Raw genomic sequence first — 15,371 nt, 5'->3', positions numbered from 1 at the left:
ATGTTGTATTTTGCTGGAGCAGATATTATAATTAAAGGAGGAAACTATGACCAAAAAACTATCCAAAAGCAGTCTTCTGCTGACACTGGAAGAGCTGCAAAAGCACATCTTGGGCATGAACTTGTTCAATGACCTGCTTGCCAGAGCTGTTTTAGAGGACAAAGAGGCCTGCGAGCATATCCTGCGTGTTCTCACCGGTATCAAAACACTGGTAATCAAAAAGAATAAAACGCAGTATGTCATCAGCAAGCTCTCCTCGCACAACATCATCATGGATGTACTCGCTGAGGATGCCAACAACAAGCTTTATGAAATTGAAATTCAGAAGGCAGATGGTGGCATTGCACACGAAAAGCGGATGCTTTATTACGCATCAACTATCATCAATGAATACTTTTTTAAGGGTGACCAGACTTATGCATCTGTACCAGAGCTGCACATTTTTTATATCAGCCAGACAGATATCTGGAAGCTTGGCAAAACCTGCTACCCAATCTTAAAATTTTTAGGCGATACCAATACTCCCTACAATGACGGCCTGCACATGTGCTATATCAACGCAGAGGTTGACGATAACAGCAGTATTGCGCAGCTTATGCAATATTTTGCTACCGCCGACGCAGGTGATTTTAGCCAAGGAAAGCTTTCACAATGTATCAATAATCTTAAAACCACAAAGGAGGGACTCGCAACTATGGATAATTTCAGCAAGCAAATTTATGAGGCTGGCATTAATGACGGAAGAGCTGAAGGCATTTCAGAAGCTACTATTCGTTTTATAAAGAATACTATGCTCAGCGACAGCTGTTCTGTTGACCAAGCTATGGTAAAGCTGCATATTCCACCCGAAGAGCACCAGTACTTCAAGGATCTGTTAGCTAAGGAGCAGTAAGCTCCGCCTGTTCAAAAAGCGCCTGCCATTTGGCAAGCGCTTTTTCTATTGCACGATATTTAAGTATAATTTTCAAATACTAAAGCGATTAAAAACACCGGCATCTGCCGTACCCTCGGTACGGCGGACGTCGGTGTTTCACTTTATTCCATATTAATCTCTTCTGAACAAATCTCTGGTATATACCTTTTCCTGCACATCATCAAGGCAGCTATCATAACGGTTTGCAATAATTGCCTGACTTTCAGCCTTGAACTTCTCGAGATCGTTTACCACAGCACTGCCAAAGAAGGTGCTGCCATCCTCCAGCGTAGGTTCATATACAATAACCTTCGCGCCTTTAGCCTTAATACGCTTCATTACGCCCTGAATACTGCTCTGACGGAAGTTGTCGGAGTTAGATTTCATGGTCAGGCGGTAAACGCCGATTACAGGCTCCTTGCCTTCCTTCTGGGCATCATATTCAGCATTTGCTTCATAACCACCGGCAATTTCCAGCACACGCTCAGCGATGAAGTCTTTACGTGTTCTGTTGCTTTCAACAATCGCTTCAATAATGTTTTCCGGTACGTCTGCATAGTTTGCCAGCAGCTGCTTGGTGTCCTTCGGCAGGCAGTAACCACCATAGCCAAAGCTGGGGTTATTATAATGGCTGCCAATACGCGGATCAAGGCAAACACCGTTGATGATCTGCTGGGTATCCAATCCCTTCATTTCTGCATATGTATCAAGCTCATTGAAGTAGGAAACGCGCAGTGCCAGATAGGTATTGCTGAACAGCTTAACTGCCTCTGCTTCGGTGAAGCCCATGAACAGAGTGTCAATGTTCTCTTTGATTGCGCCCTCCTGCAGCAGGCCGGCAAAGGTATGCGCAGCCTTCACCAGACGCTCATCCTCCAGGTCGGTGCCCACGATGATGCGGCTCGGGTACAGGTTATCGTACAGCGCTTTGCTTTCGCGCAAAAATTCCGGGCTGAAGATGATGTTCTTGCTACCGGTTTTTTCACGGATGCTTTTGGTGTAGCCAACGGGAATGGTGGATTTGATTACCATAATCGCATTGGGGTTGTACTGCATAACCAGCTTGATTACTGTTTCTACAGCGCTGGTGTCGAAAAAGTTCTTTTTGCTGTCGTAGTTGGTCGGTGCAGCGATGATAACAAATTCTGCATCCTTATAGGCCATTTCTGCATCCAGCGTAGCAAAAAGGTTAAGGTCCTTTTCAGCCAGATATTTTTCAATATAATCGTCCTGAATCGGGGATTTTTTGTTGTTGATCAGCTCAACCTTTTCCGGGATAATATCAACGGCCTTTACTTCATTGTGCTGCGCAAGCAGCGTAGCCAGGGAAAGACCAACGTAACCAGTACCGGCAACGGCAATTTTCATATTCATCATACTCCTTTTGTTTATATAATCAGCAGTTATAAAATTTCTTGTACCATTCAGCAAATTTGCGCAGACCTTCGCGCAGCGGCGTGCTCGGTTTAAAGCCAAAGTCACGTTCAAGCGGCGTAGTATCAGCGTATGTTACAGGCACATCACCAGGCTGCATGGGTACAAGCTTTTTGTGTGCTTCAAAGTCATAATCAGCAGGCAGCACTCCTGCACGCAGCAGCTCTTCCTGCAGAATGGTCACAAAGTCCAGCAGGTTTTCCGGGTGGCTGTTGCCAATGTTATATACCTTATACGGCGGCAGCGGCAGTCCGTCTTCGCCCAGCTTGCGTTCAGGCGGTGCCTGCATTACGCGCTTTACGCCTTCAACGATGTCGTCAACGTAGGTAAAGTCGCGTTTGCAATTGCCGTAGTTAAAGATTTCAATGGTTTTGCCTGCCAGCAGCTTGTTGGTGAAGCCAAAGTAGGCCATGTCCGGGCGGCCTGCAGGACCATATACGGTGAAGAAGCGTAGTCCAGTTGAGGGAATGTTGTACAGCTTGCTGTAGGCATGTGCCAGCAACTCGTTGGATTTTTTGGTTGCAGCGTACAGCGATACAGGGTTGTCTACCTTGTCATCAGTGGAATACGGCACCTTTTTATTAGAGCCATACACGCTGGAGCTGGAGGCATATACAAGATGCTCTACGCCCTTGGCGCCGTTGTCATAGGAGTGACGGCAGGCTTCCAGTATGTTGTAAAAGCCAATCAGGTTGCTTTCGATATAGGCATCAGGATTGGTGATGGAATAGCGCACGCCAGCCTGTGCAGCCAGGTTTACTACTATTTCAGGTTTGTAGTCGGCAAAGATTTTGTCGATGAGTGCTTTGTCAGCCAGGTTGCCTTTGATGAAGGTCCACTGGGAGTCGCTGTGCTCGGCAGCGCTGGCAGCAATCTGCTCCAGACGGTATTCCTTGATGGATACGTCGTAGTAGTCGTTCATGTTGTCCAGACCGATGATCTGCACCGGTGACAGGGAGCGCAGCAGCTCCAGGACGAGGTTGCTGCCGATGAAGCCGGCGGCACCGGTTACTAAAATTGTTTGCATGATATACATATCTCCTTACACGAGCATAATAGTATGCTATGCTATATTATACCACTATTGAATAAACGTTGCTTTAATGCTTTGTAAAAATTTCCTATAAACACCTTGCAAATCATGATATATTTAGCGCCTGCCGTCCGGCAAGCGCTTTTTCTATTGCACGATATTTAACTCTAAGTTGCTCCCCTTACCCTTTTCTCCAGACCATCTTATTAACCACACCTGTGTAGCTTTGGATAATCTTCACAACCTTAGTAGATACGTTCTCATCTACATAATCAGGCACCGGCAGTCCGTCATCGCCATCAAGGTTCATCTGAACCGCTGTGTCTACAGCCTGCAGCAGGCTTTTTTCGTCAATGCCTGCGAGCACAAAGCAGCCTTTGTCCAGTGCTTCCGGGCGCTCCGTAGAAGTACGGATGCACACCGCCGGGAAGGGATGCCCCACACTGGTGAAGAAGCTGCTTTCCTCCGGCAGTGTACCGGAATCAGATACTACAGCAAAGGCGTTCATCTGCAGGCAGTTGTAATCATGGAAGCCCAACGGCTCATGCTGAATTACGCGCTTGTCCAGTTCAAAGCCGCTGGCTGCCAGACGGTTGCGAGAACGCGGATGGCAGGAGTACAAAATCGGCATATCATATTTTTCCGCCATTTTGTTAATTGCGGTGAACAGCGAAGTGAAGTTCTTTTCTGTATCGATGTTTTCCTCACGGTGCGCAGAAAGCAGGATGTATTTACCCTTTTCCAGTCCCAGACGTGTATGGATATCAGATGCTTCAATCTTCGCCAGGTTCATATGCAGCACCTCGGCCATCGGGGAGCCGGTAACATAGGTACGCTCCTTCGGCAGTCCTGTATCTGCCAGATAACGACGCGCGTGCTCAGAATAGGCCATGTTAACATCGGAGATGATATCTACAATGCGGCGGTTTGTTTCCTCCGGCAAGCACTCGTCCTTGCAGCGGTTGCCTGCTTCCATATGGAAGATGGGGATATGCAGGCGCTTAGCACCGATAACGGAAAGGCAGCTGTTGGTGTCGCCCAAAACGAGCACAGCGTCCGGTTTAATTGCTGCCATCAGCTTGTAGGATTCAGCGATAATATTGCCCATGGTCTCGCCCAAATCGCTGCCTACGGCGTTCAGATACACTTCAGGATCTGCCAGCTCCAAATCATGGAAGAAGACGCCATTCAGTGTATAATCATAGTTTTGTCCTGTATGCGCCAGGATTACGTCAAAATATTTGCGTGTTTTTTTAATAACTGCAGCCAGACGGATGATTTCCGGTCTGGTGCCTACGATAATCAAAAGCTTCAGCTTGCCGTTGTTCTGGAAGCTTACCTTGCTATAATCACTCATGCTTTGCCTCTACTTTCTCGCCAAAGGTATCAGGATGCTGCGGATCAAACTGTTCGTTGGCCCACATTACTGTTACCAGATTTTCTGTCTGCGACAGGTTAATGATGTTGTGCGTAAAGCCAGGCAGCATTTGTACTGCCTGAATCTTGTCACCGCTGACTTCGTATTCGCGGATTTCGTCCGAACCGATGTGGCGTTCCTGAATCAGGCCATGGCCTGCTACTACTATGAAGAATTCCCACTTGGAGTTGTGCCAATGCTCGCCCTTGGTAATCCCCGGTTTGGAAATGTTGACGGAAAACTGGCCACAGTTCAGCGTTTTCAGCAGCTCGGTAAAGCTGCCGCGCTCGTCCTTGTTCATCTTCAGGTCGAAGATGGTCTTTTCTACCGGCAAATAGGAAAGATAGGTGGAATACAGCTTTTTGGCGAAGCTGTTGTAGGGAATTTCCGGCATAACAAGGCTTTGCGGCTGTGCTTTGAACAAATCCAGCAGTTCAACTATCTCGCCTAGCGTTACCTTGTGCGTTGTCGGCGCATAGCAATAGCGTCCATCTGCTGCTGCCTGCGCTGCGAGACCATCATATTTACAGCGATGTGCTTTACCTTCCAGTGCGTCCAGCATTTCTTCTACCAAATCGTCGATATATAAAAGCTCCAGCTCTACACTGGCATCGTTGACCTGAATCGGCAGGTCGTTGGCGATGTTGTTGCAGAAGGTGGCAATTACGGAATTATAGTTTGGTCGACACCATTTGCCAAAAAGATTGGGGAAGCGATATACAAGCACCTGCGCCCCTGTTTCCTTGGCATAGGCAAAGAACAGCTCCTCGCCTGCCAGCTTGGATTTACCGTAGTCGGATTCTCCGTAGCGGCCGATGAGTGTTGCCTGAATAGAGCTTGCCAGCATTACCGGGCAGATATTGCCATGCTTTTTCAGGGTATCCAACAGGATGGAAGCAAAGCCAAAGTTTCCCTGCATGAATTCGCTCTGGTCCTTGGGACGATTTACGCCAGCCAGGTTAAAGACGAAGTCTGCCTGTGCGCAGTATGTTTCCAGCTCCTGCGGTGTGGAGTTGATATCGTATTCATAAATTTCATCTATCTGCAGTGCAGGACGGGTACGGTTTTTGCCCTGCTGAATGTTTTTGAGGTTGGCTACAAGGTTTTGCCCAACAAAGCCCTTGGCACCTGTTACGAGTATTTTCATTTGTCTCTCCCACGCTTAATAATGACGAATGCCTTTAAGCTCTTCCTGAACATAGTCGGTGGTAAGAATCTTTTTCACAGTACCTGCAACATCCAGACGGGTGGTGTTGTGGCTTGTGTAGGATTCATCTGCCATGGTGTGTACCTGTCCCTTAACTACGAATTTGTCATAGTTCAGGTCGCGGCTGTCTGCTGCTACACGGAAGTAGTTGCCCATGTCTTCGCTGCGCAGGCGTTCTTCGCGAGTCATCAGTGTTTCGTACAGCTTTTCGCCATGGCGTGTGCCGATGATGTTGGTGCCGGTGTCGCCAAACAATTCCTGTACTGCCTTGGCCAAGTCACCAATGGTAGATGCATCTGCCTTTTGGATAAAGAGGTCGCCGGGGTTAGCGTGCTCAAAGGCAAATTTTACCAGGTCTACTGCTTCGTCAAGGTTCATCAGGAAGCGTGTCATATCAGGATCGGTTATGGTAATGGGGTTCCCTGCATGAATCTGGTCAATAAACAGCGGGATTACGCTGCCGCGGCTGCACATTACGTTGCCATAGCGGGTGCAGCAGATTACGGTGCCGCCACGCTCAGCAGCTACGCGGGCGTTGGCATAGATTACGTGCTCCATCATTGCCTTGGAGATGCCCATGGCGTTGATGGGATAAGCAGCCTTGTCGGTGGAAAGGCAGACTACGCGCTTTACGCCAGCTTCGATAGCTGCGTGCAGCATATTGTCGGTGCCTTCGACGTTAGTTTTTACGGCCTGCATGGGGAAGAATTCGCAGCTTGGTACCTGCTTGAGTGCTGCTGCATGGAAGATGTAGTCAACACCGGGCATAGCATCGCGGATGCTGCGATAGTCGCGCACGTCACCTACGTAAAATTTTACTTTTTTTGCTGTATCGGGATGCGTTGCCTGCAGGCTGTGACGCATATCGTCCTGTTTCTTTTCATCACGGGAGAAAATGCGGATTTCGCCAATATCGGTCTCCAGAAAATGCTTCAGCACTGTGTTGCCAAAGGAACCGGTGCCACCGGTAATCATCAAAGTTGCTCCAGAAAATGCGGTCATGTGTGAACCCTCCTAGTTTTTATCTTGTCTCTTTTATGCTCACAGCGTTGTCCCATTATGAATGTCGCTGTCATCTGCTACGTTTACGTTGTTGCTGATACTTACAGTGCTGCCTATACGCACTCGCTTGCCTACATGTGCCAACGCGCGTACTACGGAGTTGGTGTAAATCAGCGCATAATCATCTACAAAGGCGTCGTTGTGTACCTCCACACCGGGGTTCAGCAGTACGCCGTCACCAACGTGCCCGCCATTTTGTACTACGACGTTGTTTAAAAGCACGCAGCCACAGCCTATTTGGGCATGCGGACTGATGTAAGCACTGCTGCAGATGATGTTGGGAAAGCTGTAGCCAAGCGCTTGGGCCTTGCGGTAAAGCTCCTCGCGCAGCTTGTTGTTGCCAATGGTCACTATAAGCTGGTCAAAGCCCGCCTCGTCATGCAGGCGCTGCAAATCGCTGCTGCCGCCTACTACCTCCACGCCATCGACTACTGTACCAGCTGCCTGGCCATCGTCGACAAAGGCGCAGTCAAACTGCCTGCTGGCGTGCTCCAGCGTCACGCGACCAAAGCCACCGGCGCCTACTATAAGAAGTTTGGATGCCAATAAATCTCACCTCATCAAATGCAAAATTTGCACTCTGTTTTGCAAAGTTAATTCTGTCTCTCGCTTTTAATATCGTTTAGTAAACCAGACACCTTGATGCAAGAAAATTTTAATCAAATTATAATTAAAGTATCCACTTGTATGTATCTCTCAGTGATTGGTTTAACGCTTGCTATATACAAAAGTATATAAGTATCTCATCTCTTATACAATAGCCATGCCGTGCTATTGGCTATTTTTTCTAAACTTGTATATCCATTACATCCTATAATCGTAAGTAACGAAATTTTTACAAAAATTTTCTTTAAACTAACGGCTACTTGTATCGGTGAGTAATTTGTAATTATATTTCCTCTGCTATTAAATATTAAGTTAATGCGAACCTTTTGTTTATCAAATACATTCCAAAATTGATTTATGTCGAATCCTGGATTTTGATCTAATACCAATTTACTCAAATTAAGTAAATTGTTTTTATCTTCCTCACTCATGCCCGCTGGCATAGATTTAGCAAGTGATGACAGCAAACTATTTAGATCAATCTTTCCATAATTACTGTTAATTCCATTTTTTATAAACTCAAACTCTAAATTATTTATAGCCTGTTGTACTAATAAAAGACTTTTTTCTGTAATTCTTTGGCAAACATTTGTTGTTCTTGTATTTCTAAAGCATAACTATAAAATTGGTTAATAGCTGTAAAGCTATTGCCATCCATGCTATTAACAAAATAATGCTTATATTTATTCCAATAATTGGTTTCCAAAATAGGTACCGATTCATAAAAAGACACTGAATCAATCCCACCTTCAGTTATATATCCTGAAATCTCTCTTATTCTTTCTGTTAATTCATTTATTTGTAATACTATTAAAGAAGCAGCTTCTTTTCTCTTTTGACCTTCTTGTAAATAATAGACTAAAAGAGCAACCAACCCAACTAATGTAGGCAATATTTGAGGCAATATTTGAGGCCATTTTTCAATAAATTCTTCTAACATTGTATTCCACCTCACTATACAAGTGCTCAAAGCGCACTACAAACTATAAAATATTAAACATGCTTGTGAATAATTGCTATCTAAACTGTTCCCTTTTTTAAGGAAATTTTGAATTAGTGTAGTGCCTATTTTTTAGACAGGCGCTTTTTAATCTTACTCTACAATCCCCTTCAGATACTCCAAAAACTTATTCTTCAGGTCCGGTCTGCGCAGCGCATATTCTACCGTTGCTTCCAGATAGCCTTGCTTGTCGCCCACGTCATAGCGACGGCCAACAAAGTCATAGGCATACATGGCTTGTTCCTTCGCTAGCACCTTCAATGCATCAGTAAGCTGAATTTCACCGCCACGTCCAGGTTCGGTATGCTCCAGGATGGAGAATATCTCCGGTGTGATTACATAGCGTCCCAGCACTGCCAAACGACTAGGTGCTTCCTCTACTGCAGGCTTTTCAACCATGTCATTTACCTTGAAGATACGCTCTGCATCCGTTGCTTCGCTTGCAACAATGCCATAAGAGGATACCTTCTCCCGCGGTACTGTCTGACAGCCTAATACGCTTGCTCCAGTGTCGTTGTACACGTCCATGAGTTGCTTTAAGCAGGGGTATTCATCGTTATACACTACGTCATCACCTAAGAGTACTGCAAATGGCTCATTGCCTACGAAGGATTTGGCACACAGGATAGCGTGTCCCAGCCCTTTGTGTTCCTTTTGGCGGATGTAGTGCAGGTTGATGTTGCCAATGGCTTTGACCATCGCCAGTAGCTCGTCCTTGCCATGCTCACGCAGGTTTTGTTCCAGCTCAGGGTTATAGTCAAAGTGGTCTTCGATGGAGCGTTTGTTGTGACCGGTGATGATCAAAATGTCTTCAATGCCGGAAGCAAGTGCTTCTTCAATGATGTATTGGATTGTGGGTTTGTCTACGATTGGCAGCATTTCCTTGGGGCAGGCTTTTGTTGCGGGCAAAAAGCGGGTGCCTAAGCCTGCAGCAGGGATTACAGCTTTGGTTATTTTTTGCATCTTAAACAGCTCCATTTCTGTTGTGATTGACAAAATAGAAATAATCGTTTTCTATTTTGTCAACTTTTATCATTTTAGCTTATTTATTTCCATATTTCTTCTAATAAAGTCTTGAATATCGGATCGTTTAATATGCTTTGCATGAACTTCAGGTTCAAATTTCAATGAATCAATCGATATCTCATAGATATCGTTTAATCTTGTTCCAACACTAAAAAATCTAATCTGTTTATTAGATTTTAAAGCATTTACAATTTCAAATAAAACACCGTCAGAAATAGGACCATAAACCCATAATTCATCACATTTTACAACCATCTGATTATTAGCTTGTCGCACAATATCCCTATCAATTCTATCATCTAGAAAGTAGCCGAAACATCTATACGGATTTATTGGTATCATCCCATTCTTAAACACGTGTTCGCAAATGACATTTTTAGCATAATAATTAGTTTTTGAGTGCGCAGTAAATACAGTTTTCATTTTCTCTGTAGGACTAGTTTTAATTGCTAAATTCGCAATTACATTATCAAACTCACGATCTTTTTTTAGTTTTAAACCCACAAATGCTCCACTCACAAAAGCTGCTATTAATCCGCGAAACAATGCTGTCCCATCCCCAATAACATATATCCCAGGGGCTATTTGTAAATTAATATCTACATTAGGATATTTACCGTATTTTTCTATTTCTGGTCCATACACCATTCCAATAGCGTTGTCTTCAAGCAATACATTTAACACTTCATAAATTTCATCGTCTAAATATTTCCCTAAAAAATCTTCTCCATTTCTATATTTATTTAGTTCTACTTTCTTAGGTTTTAAATTTTTGACTACATTTAATGCATTTAAGTATAGCGTTGATTTTACATTTGAGCTTTTTATCACAATTCCCATATTTGATAATGTAGAACCATTGATACTCTCACCATTATATGTAATATGCTCATCATCATATAAAGATTCAACAACCTTACCATGCCAGCAAGTACAAAATGTACGGATATCTGATTTATTTTCTATACAATGTATTATCTTTAAATCAGATTTTTTATTTTCATTTTTAAAATATTCAGCATTACATTCTATTCGTACACCAACTTCACAGATTTTTTTATATTTAATATTTTCTATATCTCTCAATAATTCGCTAGATGAACGTTTACCTGTAGCAATAATAACATTCTTAGATATAAAACAAGCACCACCATCACATTCAACAACGTACTGCCCTTTTAATCTTCTTATACAATTAACTCTAGTATTCAAAAAAAGATTTTCATTTTCAGTAAATTTTGCTCTTAATTCACGTAAAATACGCTCACGGTCTTTTTTTTCAACTTGTATATGTTTATAACATTTTTCTCCATTTTTTTTATCATATTCATTAGTTGATGCTATCCATTTACTATCCCATTTAGCTAATTCTATACCTAAACCTGACAACAATTTCTTGAATTCATAATAAGCTTTTTCTAAAATTTCTGGTTCTAATGTAGACCATAATTTTGATGCTGCTGGAGGATAAGAAAATTTACCATCGGAAAACAGACCAGCCCCGCCAAAGCCAAAACTAACATCATAAGGATTGCCAGATTCCCTTTTATAATATTCTTCTCCTTGCTCAACAATCGCAGAACTAATTCCATATTTCAATAGAATGTATCCAGCCATTAGTCCAGATGGGCCAGCGCCTATTATTACTACATCATACATAATATTATCCCCCAATTGATTTAAGTGCCAATACCGCAATCATAATCGCTAATGAAGCAATATATAATTGCTGCATTTTAGTATTTTCTGAACGAAGCTTCTCGACATCCTTTTTTAATTCATTAATTGCGCCATTCATTATATTTCGCGGTAAATAGGAAATCATTGAATCTTCATAAGCATGACTACCATTGTAAGCCTCTGTTGGCTCAATTAACTTATTAAATTCAATAGTAGAAAACTTCATTCCACGTTTAAGATACACAGTTTTATTTGATGTATTAAACAAAAGACAAAACAACTTACCATTAAAACCTGGATCAACTTGCGTACTATTTGAAAGAATAATTCCTTCAAAAAATAAACCTACAACCAAATCAAATCTACCAACTACATCTCTAGGAAATGCTATCATTTCTTTAGTTGACGCAATTATATAATCATATGGTTCTATAGGTAGAAATGGCTGATTATTATCTAGAGTTCGGACCTTCCCATTATAATAATATTCATCTCCAAGTGATAAATCATAAGATGCATAACTAATATTTTCAAATTTAGCATTTTGAATAAGCATATTACATCTTAACATTTTGGTAATCATATCTTTGGAAAGAGCACCACCAGAATTTCTATATTGCCATAATTTTTCTATTAAATCACAAATTTGATCATAATGTGTAGAATCTATTCTATATGTACACTTGTTGTATTTTTTTAACGTAGGATTTTTATACGAATTATTGTCATCAATTCTAAATATCATTATTTTTTCAGCAAAAGGATGATTTGTGAATTCTTCTAGAAACTCATCAGGTATAATAATTATTGGTACATATCCATCTCTATATTTTTGCTTTATATCATCTGTTTTTACAATAAGTTTTTTATCTAAATAATCAAACTTTATGTCGTTAGTAAAAGATTGGTAGACTAATCTTTTACTAACAGTTAAGTATTTCTTTATATTATGTAAGCTTACAAAATCGGATTCACTCATAACAGCAGAAAATATATCTACTTGAGACTTTTTGTCTACTAATTTATCAGCAACAACTTTACAAATATCAATATCGTATGAAGTTAAAGCTATTCCAATATAATTCATCATCAACACCTCAATCTATAATCAACTTTATAGTTTGTTCTATAGAAACTAGATTTTTAGATATTGATTTGATTAGTAAATCTAAAAGAGATGATATTAATAATATATACGCTAATATATAAATGACGCCTTTGTTATCTATATATTTTAGTATCTTTTTGAATTTCATTTTTATTTTAAAACCAATCATTTTCTAGTCTCCTGACAGTAGGGGTTCATATTTCGTCGTCACATATATAAATAACAAAGCTTTCTTTCTTTACTTGAATTCTACGTTTGTTTTTGTTCTGTATAATAACAAACTCTCCCAAATACATTATATCACTATTTTAATCCTTCATAAAGAAAAATCACTGCTTTTCACCCATCAGCAACCTAAGCACTCTAAACTTGTAAAGTAGCTTCGTAATAATAGCGGAACCAACTATCGCAAACCCCACGTTGATAATGGCGTTAACATATGGATTAACATGTCCATTAAATATAGAAATTGAAAAATAGATAAGCTGCTGATGCAAAAGGAATACTGGCATTGATATTTGTGAAAAGCCCTTGATGAGCTTATTCTGCTTCCAATCAGTATAACCTGCCAGCTTTTGCAAAACAAGAAATGCCATTACAGCACCGATTACTTGCAAAATAACAGTAAGTCCAAAACTGCTTATCTTGAAGAGCAAGCCATTAAAAGACTTCATATGGGTAACCGCAATATATAATCCAGTGTGAGCTACAAACCAAGTCATAACCCCAAATCTGTTTAATCTATCGCTACCATATTGCCTGATTTTGCATCCCAAAATGAAATATGCTATATAACTACAACCAATCCAGATACAAAACACATTCGGAAATAATTTACCACCTACTGCACCAATACCAATGCCTGCCAATGATACAATGATACTAACTACATTGCTTTTATATATTACATCAGAAAGACAATACACTATAACAAAGACGTCAAACAGCATCCATAAAAACCACAATTGGCTAGGCGCTGTTGCTAAAACGTACTTTTTAAAGATATCGCCTGCGGTGTAATTGAAGAAGAAACATGATACAGGTATTACCCAGCAAATACATACAAAGACATATGGAACGATCAGCCTATTTAATTTATTAATTAGAAATTCCTTAAAATGTTGGTATTTACCACTTTCATATCGCAAGTAAAAATACAAGTATCCTGATACAAGCGTAAAAGCATATATATGAAATTTATTCAACCAACCAGAAAGCCACTTCAATGAATCTACAACGTATAATGGCTTTCCGACAAACCAATCAATTCCACTATAAAATAAAATGCTATGGTAGAATACAACTAAAAACATCAAACAGCATTTTACAAAATAACAATTATCTACCTCTGTCTGTCTGTCTGTCTGTCTGTCTGTCTGTCTGTCTGTCTGTCTGTCAAAAGCATATTTGTCTTCATGTAACATTGTCAATCCCTTTCGTTAATATAAGCTTCTCTTTTTAACAATTTCTCCCAGCATTTTGCGTTCTGACCGAATTAAATACAAACATATAAAATACAACATTACGCATAAGGGGATAGAAATGTAATCATAAAAAACATTGCTAATCATACTCCTGGAATAGTATGCAAAGCACCCCATTATTACGCCAGCACCTATATATGGGACTGTAACCTTAATCATTCTAACAGGGCTAACTTTGAAAAAGATATATACTAACAGCAAATGTACAGCAATAAACTGTAATCTAGCAAAGTTTCGTACATAGACCAATTCATCGAAGCTTTTAGAAAAATAGTACATGACAGGTATCAGAAAAGCCATATGTAATACCTGAGCTAAGAAGGAAACCTTAGGTGCTCCTTTTGCACGATACAATTCACTGCAAAAATGACAATAGATAATTGTCAAGCAGCTAGTTATACTCCACAAACCTATCATTATATCTGCTTCATACCATTTAGCGCCAAACAAAATACTCCTAGCTAAATCTTTGTAGACGTATAAACCAATTCCCAATGGCATTACTAACAATGCTGTCCTTTTCAGGATATAGTAGAACATGCCTACAAATTTTTCATTGTCTGTCTGCAACCTGGAAAGTGCGCTATATAAAACTGGTATAATAGCACCGGAAACAACAGCTAATAACCCATTGACAGCAACCATTGACATTCTGTATAAACCCAAATAATGAGCTGTAAAGAATGAAGACACAATAAAGATATCAACCCAGCTTGTTAGCCAAATAGCGATTGACTCAATCAGTGTCCAAATTGAGAAAGAAAGCATATCTAATAATTGCCTAATACTAAAATATAAACGAAGATGGAACTTTGAATATCTAGTTACGGTAATTGCCAATAAAGCTTGCGCTGCAATATGCCCAATAATTAGTGACCAATAGCCATAACCAAAGTATGCCAAAGGCACAGTAATCAATAATGGGACAATGATTACGCATAGCCTAAAAGCAAAGATTGCTTTAAAATTAAAATCCCTTCTTAATAAAGCAAGCTGCACACTGGAAATACTAGTTAAAGGAATTGCCATAGCAGCTATTGCTAACACATTACCTAACCCTGGATTACCTACTAAGATAGCTAGTTTGTCTTGACCTAGCAGAACACCTATCCATAATGCAAAGCCTAATGCTATATTGCTCCAGATTGCAACTAAAGTACACTGCTCTCTTTCAATATCATCTTTAAACTCTTTTTGAATTATATATTTTTGGAATCCAGCATCAGCCAACATATCAGCAAACGATAGTACCATTAACACAGAGGCTAAGACGCCAAAGGCTTCTGGTGCCAATAATCTGGCTAAAATCATATTGCTGATAGGAGTTACAAGTTTAGCCATCACTTCAGTAATGAAAGTCCATTTAGTTGATGCTGCTATCTTTTCATTAATTGTCGCCAC

General features: G+C 40.8%; 13 protein-coding genes. 1 reads left to right on the top strand and 12 read right to left on the bottom strand.

Annotation, left to right across the window (positions count from 1 at the left end):
* The first annotated feature begins 46 nt into the window (after positions 1 to 46).
* Complete coding sequence (locus KAH19_RS08890; protein WP_210684294.1) at positions 47 to 892, top strand: PD-(D/E)XK nuclease family transposase; 846 nt, start codon at positions 47 to 49, stop codon at positions 890 to 892.
* Between the two features lie 153 nt (positions 893 to 1,045).
* Here KAH19_RS08890 and KAH19_RS08885 read toward each other — a convergent pair whose 3' ends face one another.
* From KAH19_RS08885 to KAH19_RS08830, 12 genes are all read right to left on the bottom strand, one after another.
* Positions 1,046 to 2,281, bottom strand: a complete 1,236-nt coding sequence (locus KAH19_RS08885) for a nucleotide sugar dehydrogenase (RefSeq protein ID WP_210684293.1) — start codon at positions 2,279 to 2,281, stop codon at positions 1,046 to 1,048.
* Positions 2,282 to 2,309: 28 nt separating this feature from the next.
* Positions 2,310 to 3,374: an NAD-dependent epimerase/dehydratase family protein gene (locus KAH19_RS08880; protein WP_210684292.1), complete on the bottom strand. Its 1,065-nt coding sequence runs from the start codon at positions 3,372 to 3,374 to the stop codon at positions 2,310 to 2,312.
* A gap of 187 nt (positions 3,375 to 3,561) precedes the next feature.
* Positions 3,562 to 4,737 carry a non-hydrolyzing UDP-N-acetylglucosamine 2-epimerase gene (gene wecB / locus KAH19_RS08875; RefSeq protein ID WP_210684291.1) on the bottom strand — a complete coding sequence of 392 codons (1,176 nt, stop codon included), beginning with the start codon at positions 4,735 to 4,737 and terminating at the stop codon, positions 3,562 to 3,564.
* Positions 4,730 to 5,944, bottom strand: coding sequence for a capsular polysaccharide biosynthesis protein CapF (locus KAH19_RS08870; protein WP_210684290.1), 1,215 nt, complete (start codon positions 5,942 to 5,944; stop codon positions 4,730 to 4,732). Before KAH19_RS08870 ends, wecB begins: the two co-directional genes overlap by 8 nt.
* A 15-nt stretch (positions 5,945 to 5,959) precedes the next feature.
* Complete coding sequence (locus tag KAH19_RS08865; RefSeq protein ID WP_210684289.1) at positions 5,960 to 7,006, bottom strand: polysaccharide biosynthesis protein; 1,047 nt, start codon at positions 7,004 to 7,006, stop codon at positions 5,960 to 5,962.
* 39 nt (positions 7,007 to 7,045) lie between these two features.
* Positions 7,046 to 7,612: a hypothetical protein gene (locus tag KAH19_RS08860; protein WP_210684288.1), complete on the bottom strand. Its 567-nt coding sequence runs from the start codon at positions 7,610 to 7,612 to the stop codon at positions 7,046 to 7,048.
* A 610-nt stretch (positions 7,613 to 8,222) separates the two neighbouring features.
* Positions 8,223 to 8,612: a hypothetical protein gene (locus tag KAH19_RS08855; protein ID WP_210684287.1), complete on the bottom strand. Its 390-nt coding sequence runs from the start codon at positions 8,610 to 8,612 to the stop codon at positions 8,223 to 8,225.
* Between the two features lie 153 nt (positions 8,613 to 8,765).
* Complete coding sequence (gene galU, locus KAH19_RS08850; RefSeq protein WP_210684286.1) at positions 8,766 to 9,635, bottom strand: UTP--glucose-1-phosphate uridylyltransferase GalU; 870 nt, start codon at positions 9,633 to 9,635, stop codon at positions 8,766 to 8,768.
* Between the two features lie 69 nt (positions 9,636 to 9,704).
* Positions 9,705 to 11,357 carry an FAD-dependent monooxygenase gene (locus tag KAH19_RS08845; protein ID WP_210684285.1) on the bottom strand — a complete coding sequence of 551 codons (1,653 nt, stop codon included), beginning with the start codon at positions 11,355 to 11,357 and terminating at the stop codon, positions 9,705 to 9,707.
* Positions 11,358 to 11,361: 4 nt separating this feature from the next.
* The gene (locus KAH19_RS08840; protein ID WP_210684284.1) at positions 11,362 to 12,468 is read right to left on the bottom strand and encodes a hypothetical protein; all 1,107 of its coding nucleotides are present in this window, start codon (positions 12,466 to 12,468) and stop codon (positions 11,362 to 11,364) included.
* Positions 12,469 to 12,815: 347 nt separating this feature from the next.
* Positions 12,816 to 13,910, bottom strand: coding sequence for an acyltransferase (locus KAH19_RS08835; protein WP_210684283.1), 1,095 nt, complete (start codon positions 13,908 to 13,910; stop codon positions 12,816 to 12,818).
* Positions 13,911 to 13,925: 15 nt separating this feature from the next.
* Entirely contained in the window at positions 13,926 to 15,371 is a 1,446-nt protein-coding gene (locus KAH19_RS08830) for an oligosaccharide flippase family protein (RefSeq protein WP_210684282.1), read from the bottom strand.

Origin of the sequence: Phascolarctobacterium sp. Marseille-Q4147 (assembly GCF_017968825.1) — a bacterium.
In the GTDB taxonomy this organism is placed as follows: Bacteria; Bacillota; Negativicutes; order Acidaminococcales; family Acidaminococcaceae; genus Phascolarctobacterium_A.
This window is presented reverse-complemented; position numbering and strand designations above follow the sequence as displayed.